This is a genomic window from Kineosporia sp. R_H_3, from assembly GCF_002198675.1.
Lineage (GTDB): Bacteria > Actinomycetota > Actinomycetes > Actinomycetales > Kineosporiaceae > R-H-3.
Genome location: NZ_MWLL01000138.1, coordinates 1 through 16,094 on the forward strand (window position 1 = coordinate 1; position 16,094 = coordinate 16,094).

Annotated in this window: 17 protein-coding genes; 13 read left to right on the forward strand and 4 right to left on the reverse strand. The window is 74.3% G+C overall.

The features are described 5' to 3' along the window. Positions 1 to 54 precede the first annotated feature (54 nt). Positions 55 to 858 (reverse strand): IclR family transcriptional regulator C-terminal domain-containing protein, encoded by an 804-nt coding sequence (locus ECOMGDLI_RS14035; RefSeq protein WP_088317448.1) that lies wholly within the window; start codon positions 856 to 858, stop codon positions 55 to 57. A gap of 172 nt (positions 859 to 1,030) precedes the next feature. Here ECOMGDLI_RS14035 and ECOMGDLI_RS14040 point away from each other — a divergent pair, with 172 nt between their 5' ends. The 5 genes from ECOMGDLI_RS14040 (at position 1,031) to ECOMGDLI_RS14060 (ending at position 5,960) form a co-directional block, all read left to right on the forward strand. Continuing rightward, positions 1,031 to 2,479 (forward strand): amidohydrolase family protein, encoded by a 1,449-nt coding sequence (locus tag ECOMGDLI_RS14040; protein ID WP_088317449.1) that lies wholly within the window; start codon positions 1,031 to 1,033, stop codon positions 2,477 to 2,479. A 93-nt stretch (positions 2,480 to 2,572) separates the two neighbouring features. Further along, positions 2,573 to 3,784, forward strand: coding sequence for a CaiB/BaiF CoA-transferase family protein (locus ECOMGDLI_RS14045; protein WP_088317450.1), 1,212 nt, complete (start codon positions 2,573 to 2,575; stop codon positions 3,782 to 3,784). Next, entirely contained in the window at positions 3,748 to 4,590 is an 843-nt protein-coding gene (locus ECOMGDLI_RS14050; RefSeq protein WP_088317451.1) for a citryl-CoA lyase, read from the forward strand. The genes ECOMGDLI_RS14045 and ECOMGDLI_RS14050 overlap by 37 nt, the downstream gene beginning before the upstream one ends. Positions 4,591 to 4,663: 73 nt before the next feature. Then, complete coding sequence (locus ECOMGDLI_RS14055) at positions 4,664 to 5,593, forward strand: extradiol ring-cleavage dioxygenase (RefSeq protein ID WP_088317452.1); 930 nt, start codon at positions 4,664 to 4,666, stop codon at positions 5,591 to 5,593. Positions 5,594 to 5,597: 4 nt separating this feature from the next. Further along, a complete protein-coding gene (locus ECOMGDLI_RS14060; RefSeq protein WP_088317453.1) occupies positions 5,598 to 5,960 on the forward strand; it encodes a hypothetical protein in 363 nt (120 codons plus the stop codon). Between the two features lie 75 nt (positions 5,961 to 6,035). Here ECOMGDLI_RS14060 and ECOMGDLI_RS14065 read toward each other — a convergent pair whose 3' ends face one another. Beyond that, positions 6,036 to 6,830 carry a GntR family transcriptional regulator gene (locus ECOMGDLI_RS14065; protein ID WP_233153453.1) on the reverse strand — a complete coding sequence of 265 codons (795 nt, stop codon included), beginning with the start codon at positions 6,828 to 6,830 and terminating at the stop codon, positions 6,036 to 6,038. 140 nt (positions 6,831 to 6,970) lie between these two features. On the opposite strand from ECOMGDLI_RS14065, the gene iolC reads away from it, so the two are divergent. From iolC to ECOMGDLI_RS36815, 8 genes are all read left to right on the forward strand, one after another. Further along, a complete protein-coding gene (gene iolC, locus ECOMGDLI_RS14070; RefSeq protein ID WP_088317454.1) occupies positions 6,971 to 7,942 on the forward strand; it encodes a 5-dehydro-2-deoxygluconokinase in 972 nt (323 codons plus the stop codon). Positions 7,943 to 7,947: 5 nt separating this feature from the next. Next, on the forward strand, positions 7,948 to 8,901 hold the full coding sequence (locus ECOMGDLI_RS14075; protein WP_233153454.1) for a deoxyribose-phosphate aldolase: 954 nt from the start codon (positions 7,948 to 7,950) through the stop codon (positions 8,899 to 8,901). Beyond that, positions 8,898 to 9,890 (forward strand): 5-deoxy-glucuronate isomerase, encoded by a 993-nt coding sequence (iolB, locus tag ECOMGDLI_RS14080; protein ID WP_088317455.1) that lies wholly within the window; start codon positions 8,898 to 8,900, stop codon positions 9,888 to 9,890. Before ECOMGDLI_RS14075 ends, iolB begins: the two co-directional genes overlap by 4 nt. Before the next feature lie 104 nt (positions 9,891 to 9,994). Beyond that, positions 9,995 to 11,929, forward strand: coding sequence for a thiamine pyrophosphate-dependent enzyme (locus tag ECOMGDLI_RS14085; RefSeq protein WP_088317460.1), 1,935 nt, complete (start codon positions 9,995 to 9,997; stop codon positions 11,927 to 11,929). Between the two features lie 104 nt (positions 11,930 to 12,033). Next, positions 12,034 to 12,417 (forward strand): hypothetical protein, encoded by a 384-nt coding sequence (locus tag ECOMGDLI_RS33840; RefSeq protein WP_143447705.1) that lies wholly within the window; start codon positions 12,034 to 12,036, stop codon positions 12,415 to 12,417. Then, positions 12,414 to 12,926, forward strand: a complete 513-nt coding sequence (locus ECOMGDLI_RS33845) for a nitroreductase family deazaflavin-dependent oxidoreductase (protein WP_143447706.1) — start codon at positions 12,414 to 12,416, stop codon at positions 12,924 to 12,926. The genes ECOMGDLI_RS33840 and ECOMGDLI_RS33845 overlap by 4 nt, the downstream gene beginning before the upstream one ends. A gap of 27 nt (positions 12,927 to 12,953) precedes the next feature. Next, a complete protein-coding gene (locus ECOMGDLI_RS14095) occupies positions 12,954 to 13,328 on the forward strand; it encodes a cupin domain-containing protein (protein ID WP_198954848.1) in 375 nt (124 codons plus the stop codon). A 127-nt stretch (positions 13,329 to 13,455) separates the two neighbouring features. Further along, the coding region (locus ECOMGDLI_RS36815) for a pyridoxamine 5'-phosphate oxidase family protein (protein ID WP_143447708.1) at positions 13,456 to 13,945 on the forward strand (490 nt) is incomplete at its 3' end. A gap of 187 nt (positions 13,946 to 14,132) precedes the next feature. Here ECOMGDLI_RS36815 and aroA read toward each other — a convergent pair. Beyond that, positions 14,133 to 15,422, reverse strand: a complete 1,290-nt coding sequence (gene aroA / locus ECOMGDLI_RS14105) for a 3-phosphoshikimate 1-carboxyvinyltransferase (RefSeq protein ID WP_198954850.1) — start codon at positions 15,420 to 15,422, stop codon at positions 14,133 to 14,135. Between the two features lie 138 nt (positions 15,423 to 15,560). Next, positions 15,561 to 16,094, reverse strand: a 534-nt coding sequence (locus ECOMGDLI_RS14110; RefSeq protein WP_143447707.1) for an HNH endonuclease signature motif containing protein, incomplete at its 5' end; no start/stop codon positions are given.

Here is a 16,094-nt window from a genome sequence, read left to right on the forward strand (position 1 = left end):
TGCCCGACCCCTGACCCGGTCCCGCCCCGGTCGCCCCCGGCCGGTCGCGGGCGCTCAGGCGCTCGTGACCACCTCGGGCAGGGCGGCGAAGCGTGCCCAGTCCTCGCTGACGGCGCTCGCCGTCCGCAGCAGCAGCGGCAGGTGCTCCTCGAGGAGCACGTCGAGCGGTGTCTCCGCGGCGTGCACCGTGACGTTGAGCGCCGCGACGACGCGGCCGGAGCCGTCGCGCAGCGGCGCCGCGACCGAGCGGATCCCCGGCGCGAGCTGCTCGTCGGTGAGCGCCCACCCGCGCGCCCGCACCTCCCGCAGCGCCTCGTCGCGCTCCTCCCGGTCCGGCTGCCAGCGCGGCACGAGGCCGGACCGGGTCGGCTGCGCGAGCACGTCGTCGAGCGCGTCGGGCCGCAGGTCCGCGAGGAGCACCTTGCCGAGCGAGGTCTGCAGCGCGGGGAAGCGCGTGCCGATCGTCACCGCGAGCGTGATGATCTTCGGGACGGCGACGCGCGCGACGTAGACGATGTCCGAGCCGTCGAGCTGGGCCATGGACGACGACTCGCCGGTCTGCGCGACGAGCGCCTCCACGTGCGGGCGCGCGACGTCCCACAGCCCGAGCGAGCGCATGTACGTCACGCCGAGGTCGAGCACCCGCGGGGTCAGACTGAAACCGGTGTCCGTCTGGCGGACGTAGCCCAGCTCCTCGAGCGTGAGGAGGATCCGGCGGGCGGTCGGGCGGGCCAGCCCGGTCGCCGCGGCGACCGCGGACAGCGACATCACCGGCACGCCGGGGCGGAAAGCCGTGATGACGTCGAGGCCGCGCGCGAGCGCCTCGATGAAGTCCGGTCCGGTCCGCTCGCGCGCCATGGCAGGGAGAGTAACAACCGCGGCGTGCCGGAAACACCGCTGCGGGGTCGTCTTGACACCATGGCCGAGGCAGATGAGAGTGACGCGGAGCACGTCATGTCCGTAGAGCGGACGGCTGTCCGTACGCTTCTCGGCGCAGAGTCCGGTCAGTGTCGACCCCAGGAGCAACCCGATGACTGCAGCGGATGGCAGCCCCCGTCCGATCGTGTTCCGCAACGGCCTCGTCCTGACCATGGACGACGCGCACACCGTCCTCGAGGGCGCCGACGTCCTCGTCGTGGGCGACCGCATCGCCGAGGTGGGGGTCGGGCTCGCCGCCCCCGACGGCGCCCTCGAGATCGACGCGTCGGGCGGCATCGTCATGCCCGGCATGGTCGACACCCACCGCCACCTGTGGCAGACCGCGATGCGGGGCTACGGCGCCGACTGGAGCCTCACGCAGTACTTCGTCTGGTACTACCTCGAGTGGGGCAAGATCTTCCGCCCCGAGGACATCCACGCCGGCAACCTGCTCGGCGCGGTCGAGGCGCTCGACGCCGGGGTCACGACGACCGTCGACTGGTCGCACGGGCTGCGCAGCGTCGACCACGCGGACGCCGCCGTGGACGCACTCGAGGCCGTCCCCGGCCGCTGGGTGCTCGGCTACGGCAACATCCAGGACGGCCCGTGGAACTGGTCCACCGCGCCGGAGTTCGGCGACTTCTACCGGCGCCGGATCGACGGCAAGGGCGACCGTCTCGGCTTCCAGATGGCCTTCGACGTCACCGGTGACCCGGCCTTCCCGGAGCGCGCCGCGTTCGAGGTGGCCCGCGACCTCGACGTCGCGGTCTCGACGCACTCGGGGGTCTGGGGCGCGACCGGCGACGACAGCATCCGGCTCATCCACGACAACGGCTTCGCCAACCGCAAGACGATCTACGTGCACTCGGCGACGCTCAGCGCCGACTCCTACCACCGGATCGCCGCGAGCGGCGGGTCGGTCTCGGTCTCGACGGAGAGCGAGCAGAGCGCCGGGCAGGGCTACCCGCCCACCTGGACGCTGCGCAAGTACGGCATCCCGGTGTCGCTGTCGATGGACACGAGCGTGTGGTGGAGCGGGGACCTGTTCTCCGCCATGCGCACGACGCTGTCGGCCGACCGCTCGCGCGAGCACCTCGAGGCGCACGCGAAGTCCGAGACGGTGACCCACCACGCGCTGCGCGCCGAGCAGGTCGTCGACTGGGCGACCCGCGGCGGGGCGAAGGCGCTCGGCATGGACCACCTCGTCGGCAGCCTCGAGAAGGGCAAGAAGGCCGACGTCGTGCTCATCAAGAACGACGCGTCGCCCGCGATGTTCCCGATCCTCAACCCCTACGGCCACGTGGTGTTCCAGGCCCAGCGCGGCGACGTCCACACCGTCGTCGTCGACGGCCGGGTCGTCAAGGCCGACGGCCGGCTCGTCGACGGCGGCACCCTCGCCACCGCGAAGCAGGAGGTCGCCGGGACGATCGAGTTCCTGCAGTCGAACCTCGGCGACGCATGGCGCAGCGGGATGAACCCCGACATCCCGGAGACCAAGGTGCTCGACAACCCGTACCAGTACACGGACTTCGCGTCCGGCAGCACGCACGGCCAGGAGTAGCGCACCGCACGGCCGGCAACGGGCCCGCCGTCCGCCCGCCGACGACGTCGGGCGGACGGCGTCACGCCCACCCCACGCAAGGAGACCCGTCCCGTGGCCCACCAGCCCCTCCCCGCGCCCGACCCGGACGGCGGGCAGGTCGCGAACACCGGCCCGCTCGCCGGCCTGCTCGTCGCCGACTTCTCCCGGGTCCTCGCCGGGCCGTACTGCACCATGCTCCTGGGCGACCTCGGGGCCGACGTCGTCAAGGTCGAGAGCGCGGACGGCGACGACACCCGGGGGTGGAAGCCCCCGACGACCGACGACGACGTCTCCACGTACTGGCTCGGGGTCAACCGGAACAAGCGGTCCGTCGTCCTCGACCTCAAGGACGACGCCGACCGGGCCGCGGCCAGCGAGCTCGCCCGGCGCGCGGACGTCGTCGTCGAGAACTTCAAGCCCGGCGGTCTGGCCCGGTTCGGTCTCGGCTACGCGGACGTCAGCGCGGACAACCCCGGGGTCGTCTACGCCTCGATCAGCGGCTTCGGCGCCGGCCAGGGCGCCGCGCTGCCCGGCTACGACCTCATCGTGCAGGCGATCTCCGGGCTCATGAGCCTCACCGGCTCCCCGGACGGGGAGCCGTACCGCGCCGGGATCTCCGTCTTCGACGTCATGACGGGCATGCACGCGACGATCGGCATCCTCGCGGCGCTGCGGCACCGCGAGGTGACCGGCGAGGGGCAGAACGTCGAGGTCAACCTCATGTCGTCCGCGCTGAGCGGCCTCGTCAACCACACCTCGACGGTCGTGAACTCGACCACCGTGCCGTACCGGATGGGCAACGCGCACCCGAGCGTCTTCCCCTACGAGCCGCTGCCCACCGCGGACGGCGACCTCATCGTGGCGGTCGGCAACGACCGTCAGTTCCGCGTCATGTGCGGCGTCCTCGAGGTGCCCGCGCTCGCCGACGACCCGCGCTTCGCGAAGAACGCCGACCGGACGGCGAACCGCGAGGCCCTGCGCCCGCTCCTGCTCGAGCGGCTCGCGACCCGCGGCAAGCAGGAGTGGTTCGACCTGCTCATCGGCGCCGGCGTCCCGTGCGGCCCGATCAACACCGTGGACGACGGTGTCGCCTTCGCCGAGAGCCTCGGCCTCGACCCCGTCGTGGCGCTCGGCCCGGACGGTGCGCAGCGCCGCTCGATCCGCAACCCGATCCGGTTGTCGGCCACCCCGCCGCGCTACGTCCTGCCGCCGCCGGGGCTCGACGAGCACGGGGCCGAGATCCGGGCATGGCTGGCGCAGGACCCCGAGGGGGAGCAGCGGTGAGCGACGACACGACGCCGTCCTACCCGACAGCACTCGGTGCCTCGACCCGGGACTCGATCACCCTCCTCGGGCAGGACCTCGCCGCCGACCTCATGGGCAAGGTCGGGTTCGGCGAGCTCGCGTTCTGGCTCGTCACGCAGCGCCGCCCCACGCCGGGGGAGGTGCGGGTGCTCGAGTCCGTCCTCGTCGCGCTCGCCGACCACGGCTTCACGCCCACGGCGATCGCCGCCCGGATGACGTACCTCTCCGCGCCGGACTCCCTCCAGGGGGCGCTCGCGGCCGGGCTGCTCGGCGGCGGCTCGCGGTTCCTCGGCGTCACCGAGGACTGCGGGACGTTCCTCGACGGCGTCCTCGCCGCGCACGTCGCCGCCGGCGGAGCGCTGCCCACGGACGAGGCGGGCTGGGAAGCGCTCGCCCTGGCCGCCGTCCGGGACGCCCGGGCCGCCAAGCGGTTCGTCCCGGGCCTGGGGCACCCCGTGCACAAGGACGGGGACCCGCGCACGCCGCGGCTGTTCGAGATCGCCCGCGAGGAGGGTCTGTTCGGCCCGCACCTGTCGCTCTTCGAGGCGGTCGGCCGCGTGCACGAGGAGGTGCTCGGCCGCTGGCTGCCGCTCAACGGCGCCGGCGTCTGCGGCGCCGCGCTCGCCGACCTCGGGCTGCCCGTCGAGCTGCTGCGCGGCTTCGCGCTGCTCGCCCGCACCGCCGGCCTGCTCGGCCAGCTCGCCGAGGAGCGCCGGCGTCCGGTCGGCATGGACATCTACCTGCACGTCGAGCACGGCGCCACGTCGGTCCCGCCCGGGCCCTGACGGGCGCCGTCCGCACCCGCTCGCAGCACGACCTCCCCCAACCCCGAAACACGTCCCGGACCGAGGAGTTCCGATGGCAGAGATCGCCGCAGTCATCGCGTCGACGCACCATCCGTTCTACTACAAGGCGAGCACGTCGACGGGCGCCGAGCGGCCGCCGTTCGCGGACGCGTGGCAGGCGAAGATTGAGGCCTTCCGGGAGACGCTCACCGTCGCCGAGCCGGACGTCCTGCTCCTGGTGGGCAGCGACCACTTCCACCAGTTCTGGCTCGACAACATGCCGCAGTTCCTCGTCGGCCACGCCGAGCAGTACGACGCGAACTGGTACAACGAGGAGCGCGAGTTCGGCCTGCCGCGGATGCACATGCAGGGCGACCGCGACCTCTCCGGGCACATCCTGCGCGGCGGCCTCGACACCGGTTTCGACCTCGCGTTCAGCAACGAGCTGCGCCTGGACCACAGCGTCACGTGCCCGATCATCACGCTGCGCCCGCAGAACGACCTGCCCGTCGTGCCGGTCTACACGAACATCTTCGCGCCGCCGCTGCCGCAGCCGAAGCGGTTCGTCCAGCTCGGGCAGGCGCTGCGCGACCTCGTCGAGTCCTGGCCGAGCGACAAGCGGGTCGCCATCATCGGCACCGGGCACCTGTCCCTCGAGCTCGGCGGCCCCCGCCAGTTCGGCCCGCACGGGCCGGACCCGGAGTTCGACGCGAAGGCCGTCGAGTGGATCCGGACCGGCGACATCGAGCGCTGCCTCGGCGAGGTGACGATCGAGAACCTTCTCGAGCCCGGCAACGCGACGCAGGGCTTCATGGACTTCATGCTCATGATGGGCGTCGCGGGCGAGGGCGTCACCGCCGACTACTCCGACAACCTCGACCTGTTCCACACCATGGAGGCGTACTTCACCTGGTACCCCGGCGGTGACCCGCGCAAGGCCGCCGCGGCGGCTGCCGCGTCGCTGCCCGAGCAGGCCGCAGCCGCTGCGGCGCAGGAGGTCTGAGCAGATGAGCCGCTACCTCGTCGACAAGTTCCTCTTCACCGTCGACCGCGACCCGGACCTCGTCGAGCGGTACCGCGAGGACCCGCGCGGCACGGTCGCCTGGTGGGAGGCGGAGGAGGCCAACCGGCTCCTCAACTGCGTCTCGCAGGAGCGGTCCACGTGGCTCGCGTTCGCCGACGACGAGCGCGAGGCGCTGGCGACGCACGACTACCCGCGGCTCTTCGAGCTCGGCGCGCACCCGTTCCTCACGCTGACGCTGTTCATCGCGCTCTTCGAGCGGGACTACGAGCAGCCGCTCGGCTTCCAGCTCGAGTACGCGCAGCGGCTCAGCGGCTACTCGCTGCCGTACCCGGACATCACGACCTGACCCCGAGCCGAACCCGGGCCGAACCCGGGCCGAACCCGGGCCGACCCCGGGCCGACCCCGGGCATGCTCGTGGGCTCAGCCCGCGAGCATGCTCAGCTCGAAGCTGTACCGGGACGCCGCGTAGATGTGGCTGCCGAACTCGACGACGCGACCGTGGTCGTCGTAGGCGATGCGCTGCATCGTCAGCAGCGCGGCGCCCCGGGGCTCCTTGAGGAGCCGGGCCTCCTCGGCGGTCGCCGTCCGCGCGCCGATCGACTGGTCGGCCGCGTGCAGCTGGATGCCCAGCCCGCGGATCACCTCGTAGAGGCCGTGCTCCTCGAGCACGGTCGCCGTGAGCCCCTCGGCGAGCCCGGGGACCGTGTGCGGCAGGTAGTTGCACATCCGCGCGATCGGCCGGTCGCCGGCGGACCGGAGCCGGACGAGCACCGTCACGAGCGTCTCCGCCGGGATGCCCATCGCCTCGGCGACGGTGGCCGGGGCCGGCTCCGGCCCGAGCGAGAGCACGGTCGTCGAGGGCGCCTGCCCGCTGCCCTTGAGGTCCTCGTAGAGGCTGGACAGCCCGAGCGGACGGCGCACCTTCGGCTGCACGACGCGGGTGCCGACGCCGCGGCGGCGCACGAGCACGCCCTTGTCCACGAGGTACTGCATCGCGCGGCGCATCGTCGGCCGGGACAGGCCCAGCTGCTCGGCGAGCAGCACCTCGTTGTCCAGTCGCGAGCCCGGCGGCAGACGGCCGTCGGAGATGGCCCCCTCCATCGCCTGGGCGACCTGGAAGTAGAGCGGCACGGGGCTGGACCGGTCGAGCACCAGCGTGCGCAGGAGCAGCTGGTTCGTCGGTGCGTCGGTCTGCGTGCCGGGGTCTGTGGACACGGGGCCAGTATGGGGCCGCCGGGCGACGTAGTCACATGGTCATTATGTAAGGACAAACTCTTGACAGTCTGAGGCGCGGCTGGGTTGGATGGAGCAGCCCGCAGCGCCGTCGCCGGGCTCGACACACGAGGGCTGGGGAGATGGACGCCACGGAACCGGTCGAGGTGCTCGCGGTCGGCCGGGTCGGGGTCGACCTGTACCCGCAGCAGTCCGGCGTCCCGCTCGCCGACGTCACGTCGTTCGCCAAGTCCCTCGGCGGGACGGCGACCAACGTCGCCGTCGGCGCGGCCCGCCTCGGCCGGCGCAGCGCCGTCCTCACGAAGGTCGGCGCGGACGGCTTCGGCGACTACGTCCGGACGGCGATGGCCGGCTTCGGCGTCGACCCCGCCTACGTCGGCACGGCCGACGACCTGCAGACCCCGGTCGTCTTCTGCGCGCTCGACCCGCCCGAGGACCCGCCGCTGCTGTTCTACCGGCAGCCGATCGCGCCCGACCTCACGCTCACCGGTGCGGACGTCCCGTGGGACCTCGTCGCCCGGGTGCCGCTGTTCTGGGTCACCGGCACCGGGATGTCCGTGGACCCGTCCCGGCAGACCCACCTGGACATGCTGGCCCACCGCGGCCGGCCCGCGCCCGGCTCCGGCCGGTTCACCGTCGTCGACCTCGACTGGCGCCCGATGTTCTGGCCGTCGCCGCGGGCCGCGCGCCGCGAGTACGTCCGGATGCTCGAGCACGTGAGCGTCGCCGTCGGCAACCGCGACGAGGTCGAGGTCGCCGTCGGGACCCGGGACCCGGAGGAGGGCGCCCGCCGGCTGCTCGACCTCGGCGTGGAGCTGGCGGTCGTCAAGCAGGGCGCGGACGGCGTCCTCGTCGCGACCGCGGACGCGATGACGACGGTGCCGCCCCAGGTCGTCGAGGTCGTCTGCGGCCTCGGTGCGGGCGACGCCTTCGGGGCCGCCCTCGCGCACGGTCTGCTCGCGGGCTGGGACCCGGTGCGCATCGCGGAGTACGCGAACGCGGCGGGTGCGATCGTCGCGACCCGGCTCGCCTGCGCCGACGCGATGCCGACCCTCGACGAGCTCGAGGCCATGGTCCTGGGGCGGGCGCGGTGACCGTCGTGACCCGCCGATCGGGGCCGGACGGCGCCGCGGGGGCGGCCCCCCGGCTGCCCGACGAGCTGTGGCGCTGGCTCCTGGACACCCGCGCGACCCGGCCGCAGGAGGTCGCCGCCGCGTACGCGCAACGGCTGCGGCCGTCCTCGCTCGTCTCCGGCCGCGGCACGCTGTTCCTCGTGGCGGCCGACCACCCGGCCCGCGGTGCGCTGGCGTCCGGCGGCGACGCGCTCGCGATGGCCGACCGGCGCGGTCTGCTCGAGCGGCTCGTCACGGCGCTCGCGCACCCGGACGTCGACGGCGTCCTCGGCTCCCCGGACGTCGTCGAGGAGTTGCTCCTGCTCGGCGCCCTCGAGGGCAAGGTCGTCATCGGCTCGATGAACCGCGGCGGCCTCGACGGCGCCGCGTGGACGATGGACGACCGGTTCACCGGCTACGACGCGCGCCGCATCGTCGAGTGCGGGCTCCAGGGCGGCAAGATGCTGCTGCGCATCGACGACGAGGACGGCGCCACCGCCTCGACCCTCGAGGCGTGCGCGCGGGCGGTGTCCGACCTCGCGGCGGCCCGGCTCGTCGCCATGGTCGAGCCGCTCCCGTACGCCCGGGACGCGGCGGGCCGCCGGGTCCTCGTCGAGGACGCCGCCTCGCTCGCCCGGGTCGTGGGGGTCGCCTCCGCGCTGGGCACGACGAGCGCCTACACGTGGCTCAAGCTGCCGGCCGCCGACGACCCGGCGACCGTGTTCGGGGCGACGACCCTGCCGTGCGTCGTCCTCGGCGGTGCGCCGGGCCCGGACCCGGCCGCCGACCTGCTCTCGTGGGGCCGCGCGCTGGGCGAGCCGGTGGTGCGCGGCCTCGTCGTCGGCAGGTCGCTGCTCTACCCTCCGGACGGCGACGTTCGCGCCGCCGTCGACTCCGCCGCACGCCTCCTGCGCGCGGCCACGGAAGGGGAGCAGGCATGACCTCCAGCACGAACCACAGGCCGTGGCTCACGGCGACCGGCCCGGAGTCCGGAGACCTCGTCCTCGTGACCCCGGAGTCGGCCGGCTGGGGGTACAGCGGGCTGCGCGTCGTCCGGCTGGAGCCCGGCGTCGTCCGGACGATCCGCACCGGCGCGAGCGAGGTCTTCGTGCTGCCGCTGTCCGGCGGGCTGACGATCGAGGTCTCCGCCGAGTCCTCGCCCGCGGTCCGGGAGGCGCGCTACGCGCTGACCGGCCGGGCGTCGGTGTTCACCCGGGTCACCGACTTCGCGTACGTCGGCCGGGACTCCCTCATCACCCTGATCAGCGCGAACGGTGCCGAGGTGGCCGTGCCGTCGGCGGTCTGCGAGAGCCGCCGCGAGTCCCGGTACGGCCCGGCCGAGGACGTGCCCGTCGAGGTCCGGGGCGCCGGTCCGGCGACCCGGCAGGTCGTGAACTTCGGGGTGCCCGGGGTCTTCGACCACGCCGAGAGGCTCGTCGCCTGCGAGCTCGTCACGCCGCCGGGCAACTGGTCGAGCTACCCGCCGCACAAGCACGACGCGTCGGCCCCGTGCCCGGTCGTCAACGAGGAGATCTACTTCTACCGGATCGCCGGGCCCGACCAGCTCACCCCGAGCCGCGAGGGCTTCGGGATGCACCGCACCTACACGGGCCCCGAGCACGAGGACGCCGGCCTCGGCGACCTCGACGACCGGCTCGAGGTCCGCGACATGGACGTCGTCCTCGTGCCGCACGGCTACCACGGGCCGTGCGTCGCGGCGCCGGGGTACCCGATGTACTACCTCAACGTCATGGCCGGCCCGGGGGAGCGCGCGATGCTCTTCTGCGACGACCCGGCGCACGCCTGGGTCCGCGACTCGTGGGCCGGGACGCCGACCGACCCGCGCTGCCCGGTGACGTCGTCCGAGGGCCGCGTCGACGGCCTGTCGCTGCCCGAGACCGGTGCGCTGCCGGTCGCCGAGGGCACCTGACCCCTGCACCCGCTGCACCGAACCAGCACCCGACCGACCTGGAGCGCACGATGACCCTCACCGACCCGACGACCCAGCCTGCGGACGCCGCGGCCCCGACGACGGTGCGGCTCACGACGGCGCAGGCGCTCGTGCGCTGGATGGTCGCCCAGCGCTCGGAGCTCCTCGACGGCACCCGGGTGCCGCTGTTCGCCGGGGTGTTCGGGATCTTCGGTCACGGCAACGTCCTCGGCCTCGGGACGGCGCTGCACGCCGCGGGCGACGACCTGCCGACGTGGCGCGGCCAGAACGAGCAGGGGATGGCGCTCGCCGCGGTCGCCTACGCCAAGGCGATGGACCGGCGCCAGGTCATGGTCGCGACGTCGTCGATCGGCCCGGGGGCGCTGAACATGGTCACCGCGGCCGGGCTGGCGATGGCGAACCGGCTGCCGGTGCTGTTCCTGCCCGGCGACACGTTCAACGGCCGCGGGCCCGACCCGGTGCTCCAGCAGGTCGAGCACTACGACGACCCGACGACGACGGCGAACGACGCGTTCCGGGCGGTGTCGCGCTACTACGACCGGGTCACCCGGCCCGAGCAGCTCCTCGCGACGCTGCCGCAGGTCGCCCGGGTGCTCACCGACCCCGCGGACTGCGGGCCCGTCGTCCTCGCGCTGCCGCAGGACGTGCAGGCCGAGGAGTTCGACTTCCCGGTGGGGATGTTCGCCGAGCGGGTGCACCGGGTGCCCCGGCCGCGGCCCGACCGGGAGGCCGTCGCCGAGGCGGTCCGGCTGCTGCGCACGGCACGCCGTCCGCTGCTCGTCGCCGGCGGCGGTGCCCGCTACTCGGGCGCCGGGCCGGCGCTCCTCGCGTTCGCGACCGCGCACGGCATCCCGGTCGTCGAGACGCCCGCCGGTCGCACCCTCGTGCCGCACGACCACCCGCTGCACGGCGGCGCGCTCGGCATCATCGGCGCGACGTCCGCGAACACGCTCGCGGGCGAGGCCGACGTCGTGCTCGCCGTCGGCACCCGGCTGCAGGACTTCACGACCGCGTCGTGGACCGTGTTCGGCGCCGGCGCGACCCTCGTGAGCGTCAACGCCGCGCGGTTCGACGCGGTGAAGCACGCCGCGCACGCCGTCGTCGGCGACGCCCGGGAGACGCTGCTCGAGCTCCACGGCGCGCTCGACGGCTGGGTCGTCGACCCGGTGTGGACGGCGCGCGCGGCCGCCGAGCGCGGCGCGTGGGACGCGCACGTCGACACCCTGCGGGCCGGGGCGACGCCCGACGGGTCGCTCTCGTACGCGCAGGTGCTCGGCGTCGTCAACGACGCGAGCACGCCGTCCGACTACGTCATCGTCTCCTCGGGCGGCTTCCCGGGCGAGATCCACGGCGGCTGGCGGACGGTCGTCTCCGGCGCCGTCGCCGGGGGAGACACCGCGTCGTCGGCGACCACGGTGTCGCCCGCGGGCGGCGTCTCCGGCGCGACGATGGACCTCGAGTACGGCTTCTCGTGCATGGGCTACGAGGTCTGCGGGCCCTGGGGCGCCTCGATCGCCCGGGCCCGGACGCACCCGGACGGCGTCGTCACGACGCTGCTCGGCGACGGCTCGTACCTCATGCTCAACTCGGAGCTCTACTCCGCGGCGTTCGCCGGGCACCCGTTCGTCGCGGTCGTCTGCGACAACGGCGGCTACGCGGTGATCCACCGCCTCCAGACCGGTCAGGGCGCCGCAGGGTTCAACAACCTCTTCGACGACGCCCGCGGCCCGGGGGCCGCGAGCGGGCTGCGGGTCGACTTCGCCGCGCACGCCCGGGCGCTCGGCGCGTCCGTCGAGGACGTCCCTGCGGAGGGCACCCTCGAGGACCTGCGCGCCGCCTACCTGCGCGCCAAGGAGGCGGCGGTGAGCACCCGCCGTCCGGCCGTCGTCGTGTGCCGCACCCACCCGAGCACGTGGACCGAGGCCGGCTCGTGGTGGGAGGTCGGCGTGCCCGCCGGGCTGTCGGGCCGGGCGGCGTACGAGGAGCACAAGCCGGCCCAGGTGCGCTGGCTCGGGTAGGTCGTCACGGTGACGTCCGCCCCTCGACCCGGGGCCGTTCGCGGACGATGCTGGAGGGAGCGGTCGCCGGCGCCCCGACGGTGACCGTCACGGAGGTGGTGACCATGTCGACCGGCGTGCCCGCGACCGGCGTCCCCGCCGCCCGGTCGCCGGTCGACCCGCGCGCGGACCGGCTGACCCGATGGTCGTGGATCATGGTCGGGCTGTTCTTCGTCGTGCTCGTCGTCGGCGCGTTCCTCGGCATGGCGGCCGTGTCGTGGCTCGGCCTCGCCGAGGGGCAGCTGCTCAGCGCGGCGGGCGGTGCGGGCTGGCTCGTCGCCGCCGGGCTGCTCCTGCTCGAGGTGTCGCCGGTCGCCGTCGGGGCGGTGCTCGGGGCCCGGGCGACCCGGCTCGGCGGGGGTGCCCTCGCCGTCTCGGCGTTCGCCGTCAACGTGCTGCTCGCGCTGTACGCGCTGACCGTCCAGCTCGTCCAGCTCCTCGCGGGATGAGCGCGCGCCGGGCGCCGTCCGCCCGCCGGGTCGGGGCCGGCCGGCGGGCCTTCCGGGTGCTCAACCGCTTCATGCTCCGCTTCTGGTGGGTCGGCTCCGGGCGGATGCTCAACGCCTGGCCGGCCGGGACCGGACGGATCCTCGTGCTCGGGCACGTCGGCCGGCGCAGCGGTCTGCTCCGGCGGACGCCCCTCAACTACGCCCCGGTGGGCCCGGACCTGTTCTGCGTCGCCGGGTTCGGGGAGGGCAGCGACTGGTACCGCAACGTCCTCGCGCACCCGGAGGTGAGGGTCTGGCTGCCCGGCGACCCGATCGGCGGTGACGGGACCGCCGGCCGCGCCGAGCCGGCGGACGACGACCCCGACCGGACGGCGCTCGTCCGGCAGGTGCTCGCCGCCAGCGGGTTCGCCGCGCACCTGGCCGGCGTGCACGTGGGCCGGCTCGACGACGCGGCGCTCGCCCGGCGGACCGTCGGCTACCGGCTCGTCCGGATCCGGCCGGCGCGCTGAACCCGGCCGGCTGCGTATCCTCGCCGCGTGTTCACCGACATCGCGCGCGTCGTCCGCGCCGCCGCCCTGCCCGACGCCGACCTCGAGGCCGACCCGCTCGACCCCGCGAAGGTCGTGTCCGGCGAGCCGGAGGTGCGGGTGCTCGCCCTCCACGACGCCGGGGTGCACGACGGCCCGGGCGGCGGCGGGGTCGCCGTCGGGGTGTGGCAGCACTCGGCGGGCGTGAGCCGGGACGTCGAGGCGGACGAGATCTTCGTCGTCCTCTCGGGCCGGGCCACGGTCGAGGTCGAGGGCGGTCCCACGCTCGAGATCGGCCCGGGTGACGTCGGCCTGCTGCCCGCCGGGGCGCGGACGACGTGGACGGTGCACGAGACGCTCCGCAAGGTCTACGTCGTCGCCTGAACCTGTTTCCGCTCCTGCCGTGCGCGCCGATGAGCGCGTGCCCGTGCCCTGGTCAACACCGGCAGGACCACCGACAGGGAGGAACGCCATGACCGCGCACGGGCTGGGTGTCGAGGGCAGGCCGGCGATGACCCGCCGGGTCGACGAGCGGTTCGGGGAGCCGGACGCACCGGGAACGGTGTGGCCGGACGCCGAGCGGATCCTCACCGAGGCGCAGATGTACTGGCTGACGACGGTGCGCCGCGACGGCCGACCCCACGTCACCCCGCTCGTCGGCCTGTGGGACCGGGGGTCGTTCGTCTTCTGCACCGGGCGCGACGAGCAGAAGGCGGTGAACCTGCGGGCCAACGGCGCCGTCGCCGTGACGACCGGGGTGAACCGCTGGGCGCCGGGCACGGACGTCGTCGTCGAGGGTGTCGTCGAGCGGGTCCTCGACCGGGAGACGCTGCTGCGCCTGTCGGACGGGTACTTCCTCAAGTACGGCGACGCGTGGCTCTTCGAGGTCGACGCGGACGGGTTCGGCGGTGCGGTCGCGGGCCCGGACGGCGGCCCGGACGGCGGTGCTGACGGCGGCCGGAACGCCGTCTGCGAGTGCGGGAACCGGGAGAACGCGAGCANGGCGGCCCGGACGGCGGTGCTGACGGCGGCCCGGACGGCGGTGCCGACGGCGGGGAGCGGGGGATCGCGGACCACGCGGACGTGTTCCGGGTGCGCCCGGCGAAGGTGCTCGCGTTCTCCCGGTTCCCGCACTCGCAGACGGCGTTCCGGCCGGGCTGACCGGGTGCGAAGACGTCGGACCGGGTGTCAGGTGCGCAGGGCCCGGAGGTCGTCGAAGAAGCCGGGGTAGGTCTTCGTGACGCACCCGGGGTCGGCGAGCGCGATGCCGGGGTGGCGCAGCCCGAGCAGGGCGAGGCTCATCGCCATCCGGTGGTCCTCGTACGTGCGGAAGACGGTGGGGCGGGGGATGCCGGGGACCACGGTGAAGCCGTCGTCGTGCTCGACGGCGTCGATCCCGGCGCGCCGCAGCTCGGTGACGACGGCCCGGATCCGGTCGGTCTCCTTGCCCCGGACGAAGCCGATGCCCCGGACCCGGGTCGGGCCGTCGGCCCCGACCGCCACGGCGGCCAGGGTCTGTGCGGTGTCGGACACGTGGCGCATGTCGGCGTCGATGCCGCGCAGGCGTGCGGGGCCGGTGACCGTCGTCCGGTCGGTGCCGCGCTCGACCGTCGCGCCCATCCGCTCGAGCAGGTCGACGAACCCGAGGTCGCCCTGGGCGCTGCCGCGCCCGAGCCCGTCGACGGTGACCCGCCCGCCGGTCGCCGCGGCGGCCCCGAAGAAGTAGGAGGCGGACGACGCGTCGGGCTCGACGGTGAGATCCGTGGCCCGGTAGGTCGCTGCGCCCACGCAGAGCCCGTCGACGACGACGCCGAAGGCGGCCATGACGTCCCGGGTGATGTCGAGGTAGGGCCGCGACACGAGCGTCGTCGTCAGGTCCAGGCGCAGTCCCTCGGGCATGAGCGGGCCGGCCATCAGGAGGCCGGAGACGAACTGGCTCGACACGTCGCCGGAGATGTCGGCGCGTCCGCCGCGGGCCGGGGCGAGCACCCGCACCGGGAGGAACCCCGGCCGGCCCAGCTCCTCGACCGTCGCACCGAGCTGCCGCAGCGCCGTGAGCTGCGGCCCGAACGGGCGCGCCCGCAGCTGCTCGCTCCCGTCGACGAGCGTCGTCCCGGCACGCAGTGCGGCGGCGGGGAGCACGAGCCGGGACGTCGTCCCGGACTGCCGGGCGAACACCTCCACCGTGTCGGTGCAGGTCAGGTCGGCACCTGTGACGGTGACGGTCGCGCCGCTCGGGCCGGACCCGTCCGCCTCGACGGTGACCGTGGCCCCGAACGCACGGACGGCGTCGAGCATCGCGAGCGTGTCGTCGGCGACCAGTGCCCCGCGCAGGGTGCTCCGCCCGGGTGCGAGCGCCGCGCAGAGCAGCGCCCGGTTCGTGATGCTCTTGGACCCCGGGACCCGGACCGACACGTCCGGAGGCCTCGTCAGCGGCACGACGTCGTGCACCTCGGGCCACTGCCTGTCGCCGTGCACGAGCGCTCCTGCCGTTCGGGACCGTGACCCGGACGACCCTAGGCTCCGACGGGTCACGACCGGAAAGTGTTTTCCTGCAACACGTCGCCGACGAACTGGGCGCGGCAGGGCGGCGGTGCCTCGGCAGGCTGCTCCGCGTCAGGCGGTGCGTTTCCAGGTGTCGTCGGGTGGTGCCTGGTTCCAGATCGGTGGTGTGAGGTCGATCGGGGTGAGGCCGGTCCGGCTCGGTCCGACGCCTCGGGCGTCGGCGTCCTCGTCCAGGGCAAGCCGTAGCTGCTGGCCGATCCGCTGGGCGGCGGCGTGCGTCTGATGGTGCAGGTTCCTCGTGCGGCGTCGTTCGGGGTCGATCCAGGACGGTGGCCGCACCCATGGGATGCCGTCGAGCAGTTCGATCACCCACAGGCCGGCGTGGACCTGCTGGTGATGGTTCGGGCACAGGCTCACCAGGTTGTGCAGGTCCGTCCGACCTCCGTGCTCCCAGGCGTGGAGGTGGTGGGCGTCGGTGCCCTCGTGCGGGACCGGGCACGCCGGGATCACGCACCCACCGTCGCGGGCCGCGAGGGCCTTGCGTTGCGCCGGGGTCGCGAGCCGGTGCGCCCGTCCGACGTCGAGGGGTGCCCCGTTCGGGTCCAGCAGCACTCTCGTCAGCGTCGCCGTGCACGCCAGGTAGGC